Source organism: Bradyrhizobium sp. CCBAU 11357 (genome assembly GCF_028128865.1).
Lineage (GTDB): Bacteria > Pseudomonadota > Alphaproteobacteria > Rhizobiales > Xanthobacteraceae > Bradyrhizobium.
In genome coordinates this window covers 604904-625423 of the sequence record NZ_LBJW01000017.1, presented here as the reverse complement: position 1 = coordinate 625423, position 20520 = coordinate 604904, and the positions used below count along the sequence as shown (strand labels likewise).

The 20520-nt window shown below is 59.9% G+C and carries 21 protein-coding genes and 1 pseudogene; 13 read left to right on the top strand and 9 right to left on the bottom strand.

Annotated elements, in window-relative coordinates; genetic code table 11:
• Positions 1 to 13: 13 nt before the first annotated feature.
• The 3 genes from XI05_RS08085 to XI05_RS08075 are packed head-to-tail and all read right to left on the bottom strand — an operon-like array spanning position 14 to position 2987.
• Positions 14 to 1195, bottom strand: coding sequence for an acyl-CoA dehydrogenase family protein (locus tag XI05_RS08085; RefSeq protein ID WP_271500206.1), 1182 nt, complete (start codon positions 1193 to 1195; stop codon positions 14 to 16).
• A gap of 14 nt (positions 1196 to 1209) precedes the next feature.
• Positions 1210 to 1947 carry an SDR family oxidoreductase gene (locus XI05_RS08080; RefSeq protein WP_018322608.1) on the bottom strand — a complete coding sequence of 246 codons (738 nt, stop codon included), beginning with the start codon at positions 1945 to 1947 and terminating at the stop codon, positions 1210 to 1212.
• Positions 1948 to 1964: 17 nt separating this feature from the next.
• Positions 1965 to 2987 carry a class I adenylate-forming enzyme family protein gene (locus XI05_RS08075; protein ID WP_271500203.1) on the bottom strand — a complete coding sequence of 341 codons (1023 nt, stop codon included), beginning with the start codon at positions 2985 to 2987 and terminating at the stop codon, positions 1965 to 1967.
• A gap of 230 nt (positions 2988 to 3217) precedes the next feature.
• Between XI05_RS08075 and XI05_RS08070 the strand changes: the two genes are divergently transcribed.
• Together XI05_RS08070 and XI05_RS08065 are read left to right on the top strand one after the other, a co-directional pair.
• A complete protein-coding gene (locus tag XI05_RS08070) occupies positions 3218 to 3961 on the top strand; it encodes an SDR family NAD(P)-dependent oxidoreductase (RefSeq protein WP_271500200.1) in 744 nt (247 codons plus the stop codon).
• Between the two features lies 1 nt (position 3962).
• The gene (locus XI05_RS08065; RefSeq protein ID WP_271500197.1) at positions 3963 to 4640 is read left to right on the top strand and encodes a glutathione S-transferase family protein; all 678 of its coding nucleotides are present in this window, start codon (positions 3963 to 3965) and stop codon (positions 4638 to 4640) included.
• Between the two features lie 25 nt (positions 4641 to 4665).
• Here the strand turns inward: XI05_RS08065 and XI05_RS08060 are convergent, their stop codons facing one another.
• Positions 4666 to 5865 carry a CaiB/BaiF CoA transferase family protein gene (locus XI05_RS08060; protein WP_271500194.1) on the bottom strand — a complete coding sequence of 400 codons (1200 nt, stop codon included), beginning with the start codon at positions 5863 to 5865 and terminating at the stop codon, positions 4666 to 4668.
• A gap of 100 nt (positions 5866 to 5965) precedes the next feature.
• Positions 5966 to 6598 (bottom strand): 2-hydroxychromene-2-carboxylate isomerase, encoded by a 633-nt coding sequence (locus XI05_RS08055; RefSeq protein ID WP_247341747.1) that lies wholly within the window; start codon positions 6596 to 6598, stop codon positions 5966 to 5968.
• A 240-nt stretch (positions 6599 to 6838) separates the two neighbouring features.
• On the opposite strand from XI05_RS08055, the gene XI05_RS08050 reads away from it, so the two are divergent.
• Positions 6839 to 7354, top strand: coding sequence for a winged helix-turn-helix transcriptional regulator (locus tag XI05_RS08050; protein ID WP_271500191.1), 516 nt, complete (start codon positions 6839 to 6841; stop codon positions 7352 to 7354).
• Positions 7355 to 8134: 780 nt separating this feature from the next.
• Positions 8135 to 8549: pseudogene (locus XI05_RS08045) on the top strand (IS5 family transposase); the annotation flags it as partial.
• 203 nt (positions 8550 to 8752) lie between these two features.
• Here the strand turns inward: XI05_RS08045 and XI05_RS08040 are convergent.
• Positions 8753 to 9013, bottom strand: coding sequence for a DUF1488 domain-containing protein (locus XI05_RS08040; RefSeq protein ID WP_018642512.1), 261 nt, complete (start codon positions 9011 to 9013; stop codon positions 8753 to 8755).
• Between the two features lie 574 nt (positions 9014 to 9587).
• On the opposite strand from XI05_RS08040, the gene XI05_RS08035 reads away from it, so the two are divergent.
• The 3 genes from XI05_RS08035 (at position 9588) to XI05_RS08025 (ending at position 11881) form a co-directional block, all read left to right on the top strand.
• Entirely contained in the window at positions 9588 to 9980 is a 393-nt protein-coding gene (locus XI05_RS08035) for a response regulator (protein ID WP_018642510.1), read from the top strand.
• Positions 9981 to 10056: 76 nt separating this feature from the next.
• Complete coding sequence (locus XI05_RS08030; RefSeq protein WP_018642509.1) at positions 10057 to 10941, top strand: transglutaminase family protein; 885 nt, start codon at positions 10057 to 10059, stop codon at positions 10939 to 10941.
• A 130-nt stretch (positions 10942 to 11071) separates the two neighbouring features.
• Entirely contained in the window at positions 11072 to 11881 is an 810-nt protein-coding gene (locus tag XI05_RS08025; protein WP_018642508.1) for a transglutaminase-like domain-containing protein, read from the top strand.
• Positions 11882 to 12103: 222 nt separating this feature from the next.
• Here the strand turns inward: XI05_RS08025 and XI05_RS08020 are convergent, their stop codons facing one another.
• A complete protein-coding gene (locus tag XI05_RS08020; RefSeq protein WP_018642507.1) occupies positions 12104 to 12781 on the bottom strand; it encodes a Crp/Fnr family transcriptional regulator in 678 nt (225 codons plus the stop codon).
• A gap of 485 nt (positions 12782 to 13266) precedes the next feature.
• Between XI05_RS08020 and XI05_RS08015 the strand changes: the two genes are divergently transcribed.
• From XI05_RS08015 to XI05_RS08000, 4 genes are all read left to right on the top strand, one after another.
• Positions 13267 to 13638: a hypothetical protein gene (locus XI05_RS08015; protein ID WP_018642506.1), complete on the top strand. Its 372-nt coding sequence runs from the start codon at positions 13267 to 13269 to the stop codon at positions 13636 to 13638.
• Positions 13639 to 14200: 562 nt separating this feature from the next.
• Positions 14201 to 14554 (top strand): hypothetical protein, encoded by a 354-nt coding sequence (locus XI05_RS08010; protein WP_018642505.1) that lies wholly within the window; start codon positions 14201 to 14203, stop codon positions 14552 to 14554.
• Between the two features lie 473 nt (positions 14555 to 15027).
• The gene (locus tag XI05_RS08005) at positions 15028 to 15822 is read left to right on the top strand and encodes an alpha/beta fold hydrolase (RefSeq protein ID WP_026311910.1); all 795 of its coding nucleotides are present in this window, start codon (positions 15028 to 15030) and stop codon (positions 15820 to 15822) included.
• The gene (locus XI05_RS08000) at positions 15819 to 16940 is read left to right on the top strand and encodes a PAS domain-containing sensor histidine kinase (RefSeq protein WP_018642503.1); all 1122 of its coding nucleotides are present in this window, start codon (positions 15819 to 15821) and stop codon (positions 16938 to 16940) included. The genes XI05_RS08005 and XI05_RS08000 overlap by 4 nt, the downstream gene beginning before the upstream one ends.
• Before the next feature lie 67 nt (positions 16941 to 17007).
• Here XI05_RS08000 and XI05_RS07995 read toward each other — a convergent pair whose 3' ends face one another.
• Together XI05_RS07995 and XI05_RS07990 are read right to left on the bottom strand one after the other, a co-directional pair.
• Positions 17008 to 18180 carry an AI-2E family transporter gene (locus tag XI05_RS07995; protein ID WP_018642502.1) on the bottom strand — a complete coding sequence of 391 codons (1173 nt, stop codon included), beginning with the start codon at positions 18178 to 18180 and terminating at the stop codon, positions 17008 to 17010.
• A 175-nt stretch (positions 18181 to 18355) separates the two neighbouring features.
• On the bottom strand, positions 18356 to 19393 hold the full coding sequence (locus XI05_RS07990) for an alpha/beta fold hydrolase (RefSeq protein WP_018642501.1): 1038 nt from the start codon (positions 19391 to 19393) through the stop codon (positions 18356 to 18358).
• 174 nt (positions 19394 to 19567) lie between these two features.
• On the opposite strand from XI05_RS07990, the gene XI05_RS07985 reads away from it, so the two are divergent.
• Both XI05_RS07985 and XI05_RS07980 read left to right on the top strand, forming a co-directional pair.
• Entirely contained in the window at positions 19568 to 19807 is a 240-nt protein-coding gene (locus XI05_RS07985) for a hypothetical protein (RefSeq protein ID WP_271500188.1), read from the top strand.
• A gap of 363 nt (positions 19808 to 20170) precedes the next feature.
• Positions 20171 to 20395 carry a hypothetical protein gene (locus XI05_RS07980; protein ID WP_081494506.1) on the top strand — a complete coding sequence of 75 codons (225 nt, stop codon included), beginning with the start codon at positions 20171 to 20173 and terminating at the stop codon, positions 20393 to 20395.
• Positions 20396 to 20520: the final 125 nt, after the last annotated feature.

The following is a 20520-nucleotide window of genomic DNA, read 5'->3' as shown; positions in this document are numbered from 1 at the left end:
CGATCCGCCGCGGCTAGAGGCCGAGCACGGCTTTGGCGATGATGTTGCGCTGGATCTCGTTGGATCCGCCGTAGATGCTGAGCTTGCGCGCGTTCAGATATTTCTCCGACGCGGTATGGCCGTAGTCGGGACCGGGCATGAAGCGGTTGGCGCTGACCGGATGCTCGCGGATGGCAAGGCCGTAATTGCCGATCGCGCGATGGGTGAGTTCGGTGATGGCCTGGAAGATTTCGGTGCCGCGGATCTTGAAAAGCGAGGCGGCCGGGCCTGGATCTATGCCGCGCGCCATCTGGGCGACGACGCGCAGCTCCGTCGCCTCCAGCGCCAGCACGTCGAGCTCGATGCGGGCAATGTCCCGCAGAAATTCGAGATGCGCGGGATCCTCGGCCGGTATTTCGGCCTTCACGATCTGTTTCAGCTTGTTGATGTAGCGGGTGGACCGGCCGATGCCGGCCATGCTGGTGCGCTCGTTGCCGAGCAGGAACTTGGCGTAGGTCCAGCCCTTGTTCTCCTCGCCGATCAAATTCTCGGCGGGCACGCGGACGTTCTCGAGGAAGACGTCGTTGACCTCGTGGCTGCCATCGATGGTGATAATCGGCCGCACGGTGACACCGGGCGACTTCATGTCGATCAGCAGGAAGGAGATGCCGGATTGCGGCTTCGCGCTCGGATCGGTGCGCACGAGGCAGAAGATCCAGTCGGCATGCTGCGCCAGCGTGGTCCAGGTCTTGTGACCGTTGACGATGTAGTGGTCGCCGTCGCGCATGGCCTTGGTTCTGACGGTTGCGAGGTCCGAGCCGGAGCCAGGCTCCGAATAGCCCTGGCACCACCAGTCCTCGCCGGACAGGATCCGCGGCAGAAATTTCTTCTTCTGCACTTCGTTGCCGAACGTGTAGATCACCGGCCCGACCATGGTGACGCTGAAGGCGAGCGGCGGCAGCGTGCCGGCGCGCGAGCTCTCCTGCTCGAAGATGAAGCGCTGCGTGACGGACCAGCCCGGGCCGCCATACTCCTTGGGCCAGAGCGGGGCGATCCAACCCTTCTTGTGGAGGATCCGGTGCCACAGCAGCGATTGCTCCTTGGTCAGGTCGGTCTCCGGATTTGGAACGCGCATTTCCGGCGGATAGTTCTCCGCAATGAAACTGCGCACCTCGTCACGAAACGCGGCGTCCTCCCGGGAAAGCGTGAGCTCCATCGCAACAGGCTCCGCTACCACTTCTCGCCGAAGGGACGGATCTCCAGCTCGAACGTCCATGCGCTTCTCGGCTGCTGGTAGAGCTGCCAATACGAAGTTGCGACGGAGGACGGAGGCATCAAGGCATCCGGATCGTCCAGCGCGGTGGGCCCGAGAGCCTCCAGCCGGCGTTGCCGAACCCACTCGGTGTCCACGCCGGAGTCGATGATGAGATGCGCGACGTGAATATTTTTCGGGCCAAGCTCGCGGGCCATGGCTTGCGCGACCGCACGAAGGCCAAACTTGGCGCTTGCGAAAGCAGCATACCCGCTGCCGCCGCGGAGCGAGGCGGTCGCCCCGGTAAAGAAGATGTTGCCACCCCCGCGCGGAAGCATGAGGCGGGCCGCCTCCCGCCCGGCCAGAAAGCCGGAATAGCAGGCCATTTCCCAGACCTTGCGGAAAACGCGCTCTGTGGTTTCCAGAATCGGGAAATTGACGTTCGCCCCGATGTTGAAGATGCAGACTTCCAGCGGCGCGTGCTTGTCCGCATCGTTGAGGAAGGAGATGATTTCGTCTTCCTTGCGAGCGTCGAGCGAGCGTGCGTGAATCTCTCCGCCGGCAGCCTCGATATCCCTGACGAGCGGAGCCAATTTTTCGCCGTTACGACGGCCGGCGAAGACCGTGAAGCCTTCTGCGGCGAATTTTTTGGCGATCTCGCCGCCGATGAAGTCTCCGGCGCCGATAACGGCCACGGTTGCGTTTCTCTTCTGCAAGATGTCCTCCCGGTAAGTTAGATATGTTGCCTGCGGAATTCGGGCGTCTGCACCGCAGGGACTGCGCCACCTTCGCGCAAGCTCTCCGCGAGCTTGTGTTTGAGTATCTTGCCGGTCGATGTCGCCGGCAAGGCATCAAGGATGACAATTTCGGACGGCCGCTTGTAAGAAGTAAGCTGAGGCCGGACAAAATGCATCAGGGTCTCTGGTGTCGTGCAAGATCCTGGCAGCAACTGCACAAAGGCCACGATCTCCTCATTGCCGTCCGCGGCACGACCGACCACAGCGGATTGCACGACGTCCTTGTGTGAACTGAGGACTGCTTCGACCTCCGCGGGATAGACGTTGAAACCGGAACGAATGATCATTTCCTTGGTGCGGCCGACGATATACAGACAATCGCCGTCGAAACGTGCGAGATCGCCGGTATTGAACCAGCCCTCGCTGTCAATCACCTTCGCGGTGAGCTCGGGGGCACGATAGTACCCCAGCATCACGTTGCGCCCGCGAACATGCAGCTCGCCGACTTCACCGGATACAGTCGGAAATCCTTCGATGGTTCGCACCCGCGCTTCCACGCCAGGCAGCAGCGTTCCAACAGCCTGATCCGAGCGTGGCCTATCGAAACGTACGCCTGATATTCCCGGCGAGCATTCGGTGATCCCGTAACCGTTGAGCAACGGAAGCCCGAACTCTTTTTCCACGCGCAACTTCAGGTTCAAATCCAGCGGCGCGCCGGCCACGGCAATCAAGCGCAACGGGCCTCGGGACAGTTGTTCCATGCCGGATACGCTCTTGTACTCCAGCAGGCGCTTGACAATGATCATCCGATCGCCGGCCCTAATCCCCAGCGATGAGAGCACGGTGGCGATCTCGCCGACGCGCTGCTCCAGTTCTCGATAGCTCCACGAAGCCAGGTCCTCGACCAGCGCAATCCGGTCGGGCGCTCTGGCAACCGGTCCTGCCGTTACTTCATGGATTCGGCTCGGCAAGTCGACAGCGATCTCGTCGACACTGATCGTCTCTGAAAGCTCCAGCACGACTGACCTCCCGACCGACCGTGCCAACTTTGCAATGCGGCACACTTGGGCTTCGGTTTATAGTTCTTTTTTAGAACTCGTCAATCGATAAAATCGTCGGCGGACTTTTTCCGGAGTCAGATGGACAATACATCTCAGAGCATGGATTTGCGCTGCTCTTAGAACCGTCATTTACAACGCATCATCGGACAGCTAATCTACAGTATCAAATAAGAACTGGAGGATCGAGGATGGCGGCGAGCCGCGGTGTAGCGATACTTGTTGGCGCAGGCGATGCCATTGGCGCGGCGGTCGCCCGGCGTTTTGCCCGAGGCGGCTATACGGTTTGCATCTGCAGGCGCGATGCCTCCAAATCGCAGGGACTGATGGCCGAGTTGAGGGCTGCGGGGCATGACGTTCACGCATTCAGCGTGGATGCGCGCCAGGAAGCTGAAGTCCAAGGCATTTTCGCGCGGGTCGAGAAGGAGCACGGGCCCGTCGAGGTTTGCCTCTACAATGCCGGCTCGAACGTCAACAAGCCTCTGCTCGACACGACGGAGAAGTTGTTTTTCAAAGCCTGGGAACTCGCCTGCTATGGTGGTTTCCTAGTTGGACGTGAGGCTGCCCGCGTGATGCTGTCGCGCGGACGCGGCACCATCTTCTTTACGGGCGCGACGGCAAGCGTGCGTGGCGGCTCGGGGTTTGCAGCATTTTCATCAGCGAAGTTCGGACTTCGAGCAGTGGCCCAGGCGATGGCGCGCGAGCTTGGACCGAAGGACATTCACGTCGTACATCTCCTGATCGACGCCGGCGTGGACAGCGAGGCGATTCACCAACGCATGAAGGCAGCGAAGGGGATCGAAGCAAGCGATATTCCGCCGGATAGCCTGACCAAGACGTCTTCCATTGCCGAAGCCTATTGGTTCACCCACCAGCAAAGCAAAGATGGCTGGACCCACGAGCTCGATCTCCGTCCGTCCGTGGAGAAATGGTAATATGGATGCGACATCAAACCTGACCCTGTGGGGCGTTGGAACGAGTCGCACCATTCGTCCGCATTGGGCCATGCACGAACTGGGCCTAGCCTATAAGACAAAGCCCATTGGCCCGCGAACCGGCGAAACAAAGACCGCAGAATACTCGAAGCTCAATCCGCGCCAGAAAATCCCGCTGCTTCAGGATGGCGACTTCTGCATCGGCGAGAGCGCAGCGATCGTTGCCTACCTGTCGCGCATGTATTCCAAGCCGGAACGATCGCTGATTCCGGAAGCCCCGCGCGAGTATGCCGCGTGGCTGGAATGGTGCTTCTTTATCGTCGCGGAGCTGGATTCTACCAGCCTTTACGTGATGCGCCGCCATCGGGCCGACGCGCTCGGACCGATCTACGGCATTGCACCCGAAGTCGTTGCCCAGGCCGGCGAGTATTTCCGCCAGCAGTTGCGCCATGTCGAAGTCGCGCTCGCAGATGGCCGGCAATTCCTGATGGGCGACCGGTTTACGAGCGCAGACATCCTGCTCACGACCTGCCTAGAGTGGGCCATCGCCTATGGGGTCGGCATTTGCGACAACGCTCAGCCCTATCTCGAACGCATCAGGAAACGGGAGGCCTTTCAGCGAGCCGTTGCGGCGAATGCTCCGATGGCACCGATCACCCCGGCGCCGGCGAAGGTCTAAAATACCTCGCCAACGGGCTTCGCGGTTAGACCGCGACGCGCACACTGCGCTCGGCGACCATCTTGTCGATGGCGTCGTCGTCGTAGCCCAGCTCGTGCAACACGTCGCGGGAGTGCTCGCCCACCCGGGGAGCAGGCCCACCGATCGCGGCCTCGTTGATCGCAAAACGCGCTGCCGGCTTAGGTTGCCGCACCCGCCCCACTTTCGGTTGGTCGAACTCGGCAATGATATCGCGCGCGACCACCTGTTCATTGTGGATGATCTCGCCCCGCCGCAGGATCGGCGAACAGGGGACGTCGGCGGCATCCAGACGCTCCAGCCATTCTGCGGTGGTGTGCTGGCTGATATATTCGGCCATTTTGTTGATGCGTGCCGTGGCGTTGACCGAGCGCGCCGATGGCGTCGCAAACCGGGGATCCTTGGCTAGCTCGGGGTCGCCGGTGGCGCGGCAAAAACCCTGCCATTCGGAATCGGAAATAGTACCGGCAGTGATGTAGCCGTCGCTGGTCTTGAACACGAGATCAGGCCGATCGTTAGGATCGGCGGTAGCGGCCTCGGCACCCACCACCGTGTATTGCATCATGCCTTCCGGCCACAAATACGAGATCATCGCATCCAACATGGCGACCTGAATGTGATCACCTTGCCCTGTCTTCTCGCGGGCATAGAGTGCTGCCGCTACCGCCTGGGCGGTGAACACCGCGGTAGTCTTGTCACATACGATGGTTCGGATCATCTGCGGACGGTTCGTGACCGGCTGCGACTGGATATCGGCAAAGCCCGAGAGGCCCTGAATGATCGGATCGTAAACACGCTTCTTCACATAGGGTCCGGTGTCACCAACACCGCTGATCGAAACATAGATCAGGCGCGGATGTCGCTGGCGCAACTCTTCCACGCCGAGACCGAGACGCTCCATAGTGCCCGGCCGGAAATTCTGCACCAGGACATCGGTTTGCGCGACCAGTTTGGCGAGAACCTCACGGCCGGCTGCGCTTTTGACGTCAATCGACAGCGAGCGCTTGCCACGATTTGAAGAAATGAATAGCGCGGAGAACTCGCCATCCTTATCAATGGTGGCACGGCTGCGTCGGGTAATGTCGCCGCCGATCGGCTCGATTTTCAGGACGTCCGCGCCCTGATCCGCCAGGAACATGGTCGCGAAAGGACCCGACACTACGCCTGTCAAATCGAGGACACGCACGCCGTTGAGGGGGCCGGGCATGACATTCTCCCTGAATTGGTTTTGTTATAAGGCCGACTGAGCTTTCGTCATGCAGGCGCGCGGACGTCTGCTCGGCTCTGCAAGTCTCCAGGTTCTGGCCTTAGGCCGTCTTCGAAACGGGCTGGCCGATCTGCTCGACGATCGACTCCTCCACATCGCGGAGTTGGTCCTTGCCGAAGAACATCTCATTTCCAACGAAGAAAGTCGGCGAGCCGAATGCGCCGCGGTTGACGGCGTCGGTGGTCCGATCGATCAGCCCCTTCTTGACGTCATCCTGCTGCGCACGCGCAAGCAACCGATCGATATCGACGCCTGAGGAGATGAACGCTGCTCGGAAGGTCTCGAGATCATCCATCTTCTTCGGCTCCTCCCACATGTGGTGGTACGCCGCGCGGAAGTAGGGTTCGAACACGCCTTCGAGCTGCGCCGCGACGGCGCCGCGCATCAACATCAGCGTATTGACCGGAAAGAACGGATTGGACCGGAACTTCGTTGCGTTATGACGGCGAATGAAGCGCTGTGTCTCCAGCGCCTGATACTCCGGCTTGTTCTTGATGCCACGAAGGGATTCGAACGGGGACATGTTGCCCGTCGCCTTGAAGATGCCGCCGAGCAGGACCGGGACATATTCGAATTTCACGCCGGTGCGCCGTTCGATTCCGGGAAGGGCAAGTTCCGCGAGGTAAGCGTTCGGGCTGCCGAAATCGAACAGGAATTCAACTTTCAGGGACATGTCAGCTCCTCCCGCAGAGCGCGATGTTTGTTAGGCTTGGCGTGATCTTATAGGCCAAACGCAGGCTGCACCCCTTCTATAGTTCTAAAATTGAACTGTCAAATCTACTTTGAATTGGTTCGTTTGAAACAACTGGCAGGGTATTGTATCCACTTTAGTGCCTATCTAGAATGGTGGGGGTGGCGCCTGCCGCTCCCCCTGATTCGAGCGGAACAGGCGCCGGTCGACCGGAGAGCAGGAATGAAATGGGATGAACTTGAGGAAGAGCCATGTTCAATGGCTCGCACCATCGGTGTGATTGGTGACCGCTGGACTCTTCTGATTCTCCGCGAATGCTTCCTGCGCACGCGCCGCTTCGAGGGGTTTCAGTCAGCGCTTGGAATCACCCGCCATCTGCTCGCAGAGCGACTAAAAAAGCTGGTTCGGCTGGGCGTCCTGCGCCGCATTCCTTATCAGGAGTCGCCTAAACGCCACGAGTATATCCTGACGCAAAAGGGCCTCGATCTCTATCCGATCATGATGGCGCTCGTGCATTGGGGCGACACCCACATGGTCGACGAACGCGGACGCCCCCTGCTGCACGAACATCGCAAGTGCGGCAAGACGTTCGACCCCATCATGGTGTGCTCGGAATGCGGCGAGCCGCTTTCAGCCAAGGAAGTTCATGTCCACCCTGGTCCAGGCGCGCGCCCGGCTCCAGAGAGGGTCTTGCTTGACAAAAAAGCAAAGCCGAAGCCCCGCAGGAAAGCGGCGTAACGGCGACGAGCCGCGTTTCCCCCGCAACGGCCGCAGCGCCACCGTGGCTAACTCTGCGCCATCGGCTGGGTGAACTACAGCTTGTCGCCCCCTGGTGCAGAAGCGCATCAGTTCGACTGACTATCCGATCGGCTCGCCATGACCCTCTGTTCTACGGCAGCGCGTAAGACGCCAGCCCGAGCAGCCTCTGCAGGACGTCGCTTGGTTCGATTCTGGACCGAGCATTAGAAGCTCAATTTCCAAACGCGCCAAAAAATTCGGCAGGAATGGAGCTGCTTACGCAACGAACTCAACGGCTTGTAAGCTGGCTGGGGCGGGAGGGACCCCACCTAGATTTGGGCCACATCGCCGTTGCAGCTACGCACCTGAAAAACCTAACTAAATCAGGCAACACCGGTCCGGTGTGTAGCACCTCAGTGCTGCAGCCTGCAAGCACGGCAGCTGGGCACCATCCCATGGATTGCGCCCGGGCGTCACTCAGGGCTGCACAGGACGGCGCGGAAACGAGAAGGACGGCCGCCCCAAACTGGGTGCAGGCTGGACCTGATCAGTTGCTCGTTCTCCGTGCCCTTCATCGGCCTCGACCGAAGGCACGATGGCCGCCACGTCGGCAGAGACCTCGCCTGGAGCGCCAGCCGGCGGCTCCCCAAGGGGATCGCCCGCATCCTCACCCTTCAACGCGCTCACGCGGTCTCCGAACGTCTTACGCAGGCTGGCAAGCTGCGCTTCGGTCACCCGGCCGACCCATCCGCCATCCCGGCCGTGCCAGTGGAGCCCCGCCGAGGAGGCCTCACTAGCAAGATTCACGCGGTGGTGGACACCAATGGCCTGCCGGTCCATCTCGCGCTCACGCCCGGTGAAGCGCATAACAATCGGCTGTGTTCGGTTCTCCTCAGCGCCTTGCTCCCACAAACCATGTTACTCGCGGATCGTGGATACGACGCGGACTGGATCAGGGAGCTTGCCCGCCAGCAAGGAGCATGGGCGAACATTCCGCCGAAACGAAATCGCAAAGACCCGATCTGCTTCAGCCCGTATCTGTATCGCGCGCGCAACTTGATCGAACGGTTCTTCAACAAGATCAAGCAAAGTCGGCGTGTCGCAACCCGATATGACAAACTCGCAGCCAACTATCTGGCGTTCGTCAAGCTCGCATCAATCCGAATGGCTGCGTGCTAATGAGTCCGCGCCCTAATAGGACAGAGCTAAACCCTATTAACTACCAGTAGTCGCCCCGGTTGCTTCACGATATGCCGGTAAAAAGGCACTGCCGCGCCGCCGGATGAAGTCTATCTTTCAGAATTACCGACAAACAGACTGAGACTCCATCTGCCTATAGGCAGAGGCAGAGGGGTTCATTTGGCTCGGGGGCGAAACCCTTAACAGGCGCCGATCGGGTCAAAAATTGCCGGCGACCAGATCGTAAGAGCCCCTGGTACCGCGAACGTACACCTTGGCGGCGGCGGCGCATATCAAGTCCCGATTGGAATCGAAAGCGTGGAGAAGGCTCGACTCATCGTAACCGGTATCGGGTTGAATTCGCTTCAGCGCTTCTTCTTCGATGAAAAACGATGCCTCAATGGCGCTATCGTGTCCCCAGAACCGTACGGCACGCCGCGTGCGGTCGTATGAACGGCTATGGTTTGGAAACTCGATCATGTGGCCGGAGCCGATCCGTTGTGGAAAGGTGACTTCCTTGCCTTGCCAGCTCGACGCGATTTACCTTTTGGACGGCCGATCTGCGACCGCCCTTGCGAGCGACGGTGCCAAACCTGGCGCTGGAAGAGCGTTGAGGCGCCCGCAAACTCTTAGATGGCTACGTGGAAAGCGAACTACAATCCCGTTCGCCCTGTCACAGCAAATAGTTTCTGCCTGACCTCGCTATTCCGCGGACGGGCACTATATCTTGAATATCACCGCGTGCTTCCCGGCTGTTATCGGTGACTGAGAGCATCGTGCTCCCGCCGCGACCAAAAGGCGGTCAATATGTCAAACATCTCAAAATTCGGACTGCGCGAGTGGCTGGTGCCGCCGGTCGTTCTGCCGATCTTCTTCGCGTTTGTGATCGCTGGTGCGGTGCTCATTCAATGGTAGCCGCCCGCGGGCCGCAGCGGCGCAACTCTCTGAGATCATGAAATTGCATCTCAACGGATAAAGGGATGCGGCAGCGAGACAGGAACCATAGAGGGGCGTGCCGATCATCGGTGCGCACCCACAGCAGCCGTGAGTCTCAATGACGTTCGGTCCATCACGCGTTCCAGCCTTCGTTCTCGTCGTAGAAGACGAGATGGTGCTCCGCAGGCGCGCAGTTGGCATGGTGGAAGACGCCGGCTACACGCCGTTGGAAGCGCTGGATACCGACGAAGCCCTCGCAATCCTGAGCTCCAGATCCGACATCGCGCTCGTTTGCGCCGACATCCAGCTGCCGGGCAGCATAGACGGCATAGGCCTTGCGCACACCGTGCGTAGACGGTGGCCGGCAATCGACCTCATCCTGATGTCCGAGAAATTGAACCCGCCGAGCATCGATCTTCCCCCTTGCAGCGAGTTCTATGGTAAGCCGCTCCAGGCTTGGCAGATCAAAGCTGGTATTCGTAGGATGATTGGCCACGCCCGAGGCGCGTGAGAGGACCCACCATCGTCCGGTCTCCGCGTCAAGCGGCCAGCGAGCAAGCTCTCACCTCTCGTCGATCGGCGGTACCATGGCGATCTTCCTCGTCCGGCATATCACGACATATCGGTACCGGCGCGCGGTCAGGCTCGGCCGACATCAATTAATGGCACGGCCGCGCGATAGTTTCGACCAGCGACTGATTGATTTCTCGCTCAATGTGACGCCCGAGCCTTCTGAGGTGAGGTGGCTGCACGATGTCTTCGGGAATTGTGTTGCGCAGGTCGAGTTTGGCTGTGACAGCGACAATTTGCGATTCGAGTGTGTCATCAAGGTCGACCACACGCCGGAGAACGCGCCCGACTTCAGAATTGAGGACCACGCGAAGGACCATCCGTTTGCGTATCAGGCGGAGGAGGCGCCCGACCTGGCACCCTATGTTCAGAGATGGTTCTCAGACCCGGAAGACCATCTCGGCAGGTGGCTGGACACGTTTCTCGTGCGCGGGACCAGACGTTCTACCGGACAGGTCCTGATGACCCTCAATGAAGCAATCTCGGATGGCTTCGCCTACGACCGCCGCACGGCGCCAGGAACGCAAAGTCCTTCTACGACACTCGAACGCAGGAAGGGCACCTGCCGGGATTTTGCCGTCTTGATGATTGAAGCTGCGCGAAGCCTGGGCTTCGCCGCACGCTTTATCACCGGCTATATCTACGTACCGGATCGCGATGGTCCTGTCTGGCTGGGCGGGGGAGCCACCCATGCCTGGTGCCAGATCTACGTCCCCGGCTCCGGCTGGGTCGAGTTCGATCCGACCAATGGAATCGTCGGAAACCGCGATCTGATCCGCGTGGCGGTGGCCAGAGTCCCAAGCCAGGCCATTCCCCTGTTCGGCACTTATTGGGGAGCTCGTGAGGACGAGCTTGGGATGGATGTGGACGTGAACGTCAAAACAGCGTCGGCTCTGTCGTAATGTCGTTCAATGAAGAGGCAGGAACACGCCCCCCGCCAGCGCGTTGGAACTTCCGAACGCCGCGCTGTGTCGACAGGCATAATCGAGATCGAAGCAGCCGCGGCAATTTGTCGACTTTGGAGGACGCCGAGTGAAGATCCGGGTCGGCTATGAGATGATCTACGACTTTCCGCAGCCCACACCCATGATCATGGTCCTGGGCGTTCATTTCTCTCGGGCATCGGACGTCGTCGTGCCCGATTATCTGACTACCACGCCTTCGGTTGCGATCGTCCCCTATCGTGACGGCTTCGGCAACTGGTGCAGCCGCATCGTTGCTCCAGCCGGCCGAATGCGCCTGGCGGCTGACGGGATGGTTCGCGACACCGGCTTGCCGGACGTCGTTATGCCCTCGGCTACCCAACACGCGGTCGAGGACTTGCCGGCAGAGACAATCGTATATCTGCTCGGCAGCCGCTATTGCGAAACCGATCATCTGTCCGATGTCGCGTGGAAACTTTTCGGGAAGGTCTCGCCCGGATGGGCCCGTGTTCAGGCGATCTGTGATTTCGTTCACAATCACATTCAATTCGGCTACGAACACGCGCGCGCAACCAAGACGGCCCGGGACGTCTTCAACGAAGGCAAGGGCGTTTGCCGAGACTTCGCGCATCTGGCCATCACGTTCTGTCGCTGCATGAACATTCCCGCCAGATACTGCACCGGCTATCTCGGCGACATCGGCATGCCTCCCCCCTACGCCCCAGGAGACTTCGCGGGATGGTTCGAAGCCTACATCGGCGGACGTTGGTACACATTCGATCCACGCAACAACGTCCCCCGGATTGGACGTGTGCTGATCGCTCAAGGACGTGACGCGGCCGACGTGCCGATTACCCAGACGTTTGGCCCTAACACCTTGGTCAGCTTCAAGGTGTGGACCGACGAGATCCATTCGTGAGCACAGGATGAAGTGAGGCTGAGCCCTGAATCGCTTCAGGAGAAATGATCCCGGACTTGCGACTCGACTTGACCGTACGAAAGCGAGTTGAGCTTCTGCCGGAACGAATGTCGGTGTCGCAACTTGGTAAGGACGACCGGATGCAAACGCCCCCCACAGCATCCGAGGAAATGACGGCCTCATTGCGCCCCCACGCTCTGGGGCCGTCGCTTGGGAGCCTCTCTAGTCGCGCTCTCTGAGCACGGGCTTCTCGTGCAACACCGCACTCAACAACGAGTTGTGGACCTCGATGTGGCCATTATAGCTGATGAGCCCCAACCTTCGAAATTTGTTCATGAAATAGCTGACCCGCGATCGCGTGGTCCCGATCATCTCAGCCAGTGTCTCCTGATTGATGCTCGCACTGATCGGCTGCGGACTGCCTTCCTTGCCGAAATTCGCGAGCAGCAACAGCAGGCGAGCCAGCCTCCGTTCGCTGGAATTGAATAGCTGGTCGATCAGGTCCTCCTCGATCCGGCTGTTTCGGGTCAACAGATACGAAATGAACAGCTGGGAGAATTTCGGCTCTTCACGGATAGCCGACATCATCGCTTCTTTGGTTATCGACGTGATGACGCAATCTTCCATCGCCGTTGTCGTCGCGATCCGCAGAGGATGACCATTCATGCATCCCTCGCCGAAGAACTGACCGGGCTCGAGAATGGCGACGACTGCCTCCTTGCCCTGCTCCGAAACGACCGTCAGCTTGACCTTGCCGCTTTGAATGTAGAACACCGAGTCAGCAGCGTCGCCCTGCTGAAACACATGCTGGTTCTTGCGAAACGTCAGAATGGCTTTGCCGGCGCCCACCTTGCCGAGAAAATGTTGGGGATCGAACGTGTCCTTGGACGGCTTCGCCACGCGTGGACTCCTTTGAATCGACCAAACTTGTTCGCTTCGATCGGCTGCCAGGGAACGGCTTTCTTGACCAAGCGACGAACGGTTGCTCCTTGCCGGCCAGACCTTGCGGCAGCGGCCCTATTGGGCAGAATTTACTCCCTGATTGTTCGCAATTCTAGGGAAGAGCCACTTTCCAAAGGGCGCGGCTCATTGCGCGCCCATCAGCAGGCATTCTCGGGCGAAGCGACGGTCGCCCTGCGCGTGGCACGACTTTACGATTGAGCATGGAAGTATGCCGACCCGGCGGCACGACGCGCTGGTCAATATAGCTCACCATGGAGTTAGGCAGCGCCCGAACTCCTTGCGGGCCCTGCTTTGCACCCCCTCGCTATTCGACGCTTCCATACCCATATCCTGTGTGTCTGATCGGACCATTGGGCCAATTGAGTGCAACGCCCCGCGACAGGCTGCCGGCCTGAATAGGTCGCCGACAACAGGAGGATTCCATGCCACTTGCGCACTTTCGAATCGATGAAGGACCGCACACGATGGACGGGCTCCGACTCATTGCACGGGATGGGAACAAGCAGGTCGAGGCATTCATGAGCCGGAAGGTGATGGACGTCTGGGCAGAATCCGTCGAGCATCTTGGAGGACGTCAAAGTCTTTTCCGAGATCAATACAATGCGCTTGGCAGACTGAACCTCCCCGCACTTCAACGGATTGTGCGCGCGAAATACGAGCGAGGTGCCGCGTTCAACCGCCAACATCCCTTCGTGGAGGTCCTGTTCTCTGACATTTCCGAAAGTGGCGAGACCTTGGATCTAAGTGAACTGGTTCGAGAAGCATTACCCCCGGCATTTCATAGGCTGGCCTAACATCCTGAAGGCAGGCAGCGACCGAAGCGTACGCTTCCGGCTCGCCGGATTCAGCACATTTACTTGCGAGTGAGCAATATTGACCAGCAAGGCGACAAGCCAGGTTTCAATATGACTTCCGTAGCCCTCGGTGAGGGAAAGTCAGCGCGCCGCCTGGCCATGGTCATGCCGTCACTTCTGTGCAAGCGAACAGACAAACAAATCGGCTACAGCGTCTCGCAACTCGTTCAATTGCGCCATCAGATGCTCCGGTTTGCTCGGACGCTCCCGCCGGGACCTGACCGGAATCAGCGGCGGCAAATCGCATCTTCCTTGCGAAGCCTTGCCAGACGCAAGCGGTGAACCGGCTGTCCCTGATGACGAAGTCAAGCATTGCAAGGCAAGATAAAGTTGGGGGCCGCCGGCTCGTTGCCAGCCGTGCCAGGCGCGGTTCGACAAGCGGGCGATGCGCCTTACATCGGACGAGGAACGTACGGAGCGCAAGCGTCGACGGACAAGAGGCCCGAATCTCGCCCCGGGGGGCTCGACCGCTTCGACCGGCCGAGGAAAAGGAGTGGTTCAGATGATGGTGCCAGTGAAAACCGAGGAGTTACCTGCGGGCGTGTTCGTGCTGGAGATCGATGGCCAGCCGATCTTAGCGCTCATGGCTGCCACGCTTTTCCAGGCCAGAGAACTCGGCCAGGAGCAATGGCTCCTAGAGGACTTGAAGCGAATGACGCTCGGACACAGACCGCTTTGGGATGGGACGTCTCCGATTAGGGTGCGTCGCGCCGATCCAGCAGAAGAAGTGTATTACGTCGACGCGAAGACGGAGAGAGCTGCGGACGACTCGCCTTTGGTCTATCTGGTTCGGCGCGACGATGAAGCGGATGCAAGTGGAGCCGTCACTCGTGGCACATTTCCGCCCAGGAGATGATATCGAGATGGCGTGGGGTCTCGTCGGTCAAGCGACATTGGGCGCGCCATGTCAATGGCTGAGACGTCATCAGTGTGAACAGCAGTCAACTACAGCATCCCAGATGCACCGCCTCGAGATCGAAGATGTGACTTTCGGACGTGGAGTGGATCGACAGTTCGCAGGACGCGCCTCGCGCGTCGCCAGTCGCGGGCTCTGATCTCGCCAGATCATTCTATTGAAGCGCGGCCAGCTTCCCGCTGGAACTGTCCCGGCGTTGGGGCCGTTCGAGATTGCATCAGATGGCTCGAGCGATATCCGGCAGCTGGTCATCTACACGGGTAGGAAATCATGATGTTCCTAATGGTTCTGATCTGGGCGACGCAGAACCGAGACGCTGCCCTGGAGCCAAAGCTCGACGAGTGCTCCTGGCCAGGGCCGCATTGCGCTTAGCAAAGATAGAAAACTGCACGATGATGCGTAAGGGAGGCTTTATGGCAAATGTAACCGAACGGAATAACGTTCACGTTCGTGGCGCGGGCGACCGGGCGATGGTCTTCGCCCACGGCTTCGGGTGCGATCAGAACATGTGGCGGTTCGTGGCTCCGGCGTTTGAAAGGGACTTCAGGACGGTTCTATTCGACCACGTCGGCGCCGGCGGATCCGATCTGTCGGCCTATGACTGGGCCAAGTATTCAACCTTATCCGGTTACGCCGACGACGTGGTCGAAATCGGCGCCGAGCTAGGTTTGAAGGATTGCGTCTTCGTCGGGCATTCCGTCAGCAGCATGATCGGCGTGCTGGCGGCGCGACAAGCGCCAGGCAGGTTCGGCAAGCTCGTGCTCATCGGCCCTTCAGCCCGCTACATCGACGACGAAGGATATGTTGGCGGGTTCAGTGCCGAGCAGATCGGTGAATTGCTCGCGCTTCTCGAATCCAACCACATGGGTTGGTCAACACAGATTGCGCCGATGATCATGGGCAATCCCGACCGCCCGGAACTCGGTCAGGAGCTCACGAACAGCTTCTGCCGCACGGACCCCGATATTGCCAAAGCGTTCGCCCGTGTGACTTTCACCTCCGACAACCGCAAGGATCTCGCGGAAGTTTCCGTTCCAGTCCTCGTCCTCCAATGCAAGGAGGACATCATCGCCTCCCAGGAGGTCGGCGATTTCGTTGCCCGTAGTATCCCCGGCGGTCGAATGATCGTCCTGAACGCGACCGGGCATTGCCCGAACCTCAGTGCGCCCGACGAGGTCATCGCGGCGATTCGAGCCTTCGTCTCGTGAGCGTCTCCGGTCCAGACTTCGAGGACATGGTCAACAACGCCCCGTGCGGGTACGTCACCCTGCACCCGAACGGCCGCATTGAGCATGTCAACCCGACCTTGCTGGCGTGGAGCGGGCACCCGGCAGACCAGATGGTCGGCAAGCGTTTCACCGATTTCCTGACCATGCCAGGCCGCATCTACTACGAAACTCATATCGCGCCGCTGCTGCGGATGCAGGGCTTCTTCAACGAATTCGCTATCGACATGGTGACCGCTGCCGGTGAGCCGCTCCACATGATCGCCAACGCGAACGAGCGCCGCGATGCGGATGGAAAGCTGCTGCTGATCCGTCTTGCGTTGATCAAGGCGACCGACCGACGGCGCTACGAACAGGAGCTCCTCGCCGGCCGAGAATTGGCCATTGCTGCCGAAAGGGCGACCCAAGAAGTGCTGCTGCTCGAGCACGAAACCTCCGAACTGCGGGAACAGTTCATCGCCGTACTTGGTCACGATCTTCGCAATCCTCTCGCCTCCATCAGCGCTGGCGCGAGACTTCTCGGCCGTACCGTGCAGAATGAGAAGGAGCAGCAGATCGTCGCCATGATGCAGACGACGGTCATGCGCATGGCCTCGATGATCGACAACGTCCTCGACTTTGCACGCGGTCGTCTGGGCGGCGGCATTACCCTGGAATACGATGCGAAAGGACCGCTGGAGCCCGTCCTTGCCCAGGTGATCGACGAACTGAGGCTGGCTTCGCCCGGTCGCGTCATCGAATTCGAGTTTGCCGTCGACGGGCCGGTAAACTGCGATCGCATCCGCATCGGCCAGCTCCTTTCCAACCTGCTCGGCAACGCCGTGACGCATGGCACGGCCAACAAGCCCATCACCGTTCACGCCGAGACGCGAAATGGATTGTTCGAGCTCTGGGTCGCCAATGCCGGTGAGGCTATTCCGCAAACGGTGATGGACAAGCTGTTCGAACCGTTCTTCCGCGGCAAGGCCCGTGCGAGCAAGCAAGGGCTTGGACTTGGGCTGTACATCGCCTCGCAGATCGCAAAGGCGCATGGGGGCGCATTGACCGTCGCATCGACACCCGCGGAGACCCGCTTTAGTTTCTCAATGCCGCTGGCGTAACATGCATGCTGCAATGGCCGCCTTTCGACGGCGCGGTCCTCAATCCTCTCCCGAGAGCGACACCGGACTAGCCTTCGAGGACGTGGCCCAAAGCTCTTAGCGGACGCACGCGATCGCTGACGATCTTGAGGATGGCCAGCATCGGAACAGCCAGGATCGCGCCAGGCACGCCCCACATCCAGAACCAGAACACCAGCGACAGGATGACCAGCACCGGGTTCAGCGTGAAGCGTCGGGCAAGCAACATGGGCGTCAGGGTTTCGCCTTCGGCGAGGTGGATGCAGAAGTAGAGGGCCGGCGGCAGCAAGGCCCACCACAAGCTGTCGAAGCTCAACATTCCGGCCAGCAGGAAGATGACGGTGCCTAACAGTGGGCCCAGAATTGGAACGTAGTTGAGCAGGAAGGCCGCGGCTCCCCACAACAGCGGGTCTCCAAGCCCGCAGAAATACATCGCAACCGCCGTTGCAATTCCCACTGCAGCATTCATGGCGGTGATTGTAAGCAGATAGGCAGATATGTCCGCTTCGATCTGCTGGGAGATGTCCACCGCCTGCCTCTTGTCGCGAAAACTTGGGAGGACCTCGACGATACGTCGCAGAAAAACGTCGCCTGCGACCAGGAGAAAGTAGAGCACCAGAACCGTGGTAAAAAGGCCGTCGATGACAGCCCGCGTTCCAGCGAAGAGCGCGCCGGTCAGGCCGAGATCGCTGCGGACCGAAACGATGGCTCCTTTCTTCTCGGGAGCGTCGGCGACGTGCTCGGCCTGCTGGATGACTTTCTGCAGCGCTTCGATCGGGCGCTTTAGAACGACCAAGTGAGTTTCGAGGCGAGGCAGGCCCTCCGGCAATTTCTCCGCCCAGGTCGCGGCAGGTAGCGACAAGGCTGCCACAAACCCCACGAGCGCTCCCACCACCACCAGGATCGCCAAGAGCGCTCCGATGGCACGGGGGAGACCTATACGCTCGAGCAGATGCACGACGGGGTGCAGAATGAGCTGCAGCACGAAGGCGAGCACCACGGGCAATATGATCGAGCTTGCCACATGCATGGCTGCCAGCACGGCCAGTGTTAGCAGACTACCGAGAAAGAACGTCTGCGGGCTGGACGGCAGCGGCATTTCGATATCGTCGGCCGCCTGCGGTGGCGAGGCAGCCGGTTCCGGTACGCCGACATTCTGCCCCGGGGACCAGGGGGGCTCATGCGGCAACTTTGACAGCGAGACCACGACGCTTTTCTCCATCCCGATCAAGGGGCCTGCCCCAACCCGCTGAGTCAGCTTCGCACCGGTCGGAAGGGCGCGATGCGGCTGCAGGAGCCTCTAGCCGGATAAGCAGTCGGTCCGGCTGGACGGTTCGGCCGCGGCGGGCCTCTTCGCCAACTGAAGAATGAGAACACGTGGCCCCGCCGGAGCGTTCCTAGGCGCTCGCGAACCGGTGCGGTGCATTCCCGCCAATGTCGGTCGCAGCAGCGGCTTCATCGATGGCCGCCATCAACCGAGCCGTGGCAGACTGTTGGATCATGTGCCCTGCCCCAGCGACGCGGTGCAGCTTGCTGTGAGTGATTTCGCCGTGAAGTCTGACCGATTGCTTGTTGATATCGATGAGGCGATCCTCATCGCCGGCGATGATGATGGTGGGCATCTTGAGTTGGTCGTAGCTCTTCGACGACTCGAATGCAGCGGGGATCATCAACGTTGCCTCCGCCGCGCTGGCACGCATCTGTGACGGTCGCAACGCCAACTCCTTGGGGAAGCCGACGAACTTGTCAGGGACTGGCCGCGGACCGAACATTTTTCGCAACATGGAAGGCCACAAAAGGCGGCTGACGATCGGCGAGATCGTGTGACTGAGCGCATCGCCCATCCCGCGCATCGAAGACATCGAAGATGCCGCCGCATCAGCACGGACGGTTGGAAAATAGTAGCCTGATGCGAGCACCAAAGCTTCGACAAATGACGGATGTCTTGTTGCCAGCGCAAGAGCGACCGCCGCACCCCATGAATGTCCAAGCACGATCGCCCGCTGAACGCTCAGCCGATCAAGCGCCTTTCTGAACAGATCGGCCTGGGCTTCCGGGGTCCATATCACGTTCCGCGGCCGCGAGCTGTGTCCGAATCCGGGGCGATCGAATACGATCACCCGAAACCGGTTGGCCGCCAGGTCGATCAAGCCGCTGGATTCAAAATCCTGGATCATGCTGCCGTTGCCGTGCAGGAGCACAAGCGGACGGCCGTTGCCGCGTTCCACGTAGTGCAGTCGGACGCCATCGATCTCCAAGAACTGCCCGCGAGGCGGGTTATCGCGCTCCGCTTTCTTGGCGACTCGCCCATTTACGATCGCCATGGCCCCGAGGAGGGAAGCTGCCCCTGCAAAGGCCGCAAGCGCAGGATGTCGCCGCAAGGGAGTGGTGTAGTCAGACTGGAGCGAGGGCGAGCGTGTTCGCGGGAGTTCCATGTGCAGTACCTCTGGTGGTCTGCACGATGCCTCAGGGAGATTGAGAGATGTTGCAGGCTATCGTTAACCGTCGGTGCCAAGTCTTCGTTCCAAACGTACCTTGAAGCGCATCGTTGTCGCTGTCGCCGGTTCAAGTCACTCCAATTGATCGGCCCAGCGCGCTGGGGGCAAGAAATGATCGCGTGGAACATGTCGACGTTGGTCTTGTTCAACCTTGTTACTCTTGCCAAGAAAGCGACTGGATCAATGGCAAACAACAACAGAAGCCCGGATGAGAAGCAGCCCGGCGAAAATCCGGAAGGTAAGTATCACTACAATCCGGGAAATATGGCGGGGAAAAAGCCCGGTGACGCGGAGCAGACTGACGAAAATCGAACGCTCCCGTCTCCGCGCAAAGAGAAGCCCGCCGAATAGGCCCGACAACGCCCGCGACTTAGCCTTCTTCGAAGCGCCGCGGAAAGAACCTGAGGACCAACTGAGATACCCTTCCGAGAATCGACTCATCGCAAGACGCGCGTCCCACGATGAGCCATCCCGGGTGGATGGCGCGAGCTGAGGGGTCAGTTATCGCGCCACAAACCAATACGACAACCTCAGGACGGGAGAGTCGTTCCTGTCAGAGCCTGGCGGCGGCAAAGCTTGTGCCCTCTGTCTGCTGTCTGACTCTGAGACGCAACTCGGCTGCCAGTCCTAATGCCTGCATAAGTGTTCTTTTGCGGCATGCCGTCGGTCTCAGGGAGCCGCTTGCCACGCTTCTGCGATTCAATGGGAGTTCCGATGAAAAAACCAGTTCACTCAGTTGACGAGCCCGAGCCGAAGGCGCCACGTGCCGACAGACCGCCAGCGGACGGATTTGTGGTCATTGTCGACGGGCATTTCAAGTCGAGGTTTGACACAGCGGAAGCTGCGGAATCGTCGGGCCGCACACTTAAATCGACTTACCCGAAGCTCAAGATCGAAATTTACGACGCCGTGACAAAGGTGCGAACCTTCTTGGGCTGAGAAGTCAACGCTCCGCCGGTCCTCATCAGGAGCGAAACAGCCTCTGTGAGGAAAGAGCTCGCGTGCCGGATTTTTGCCAGTTCGCATTGGTCTTACATGCGGTCGCCCGCGCACAATCCTACGTT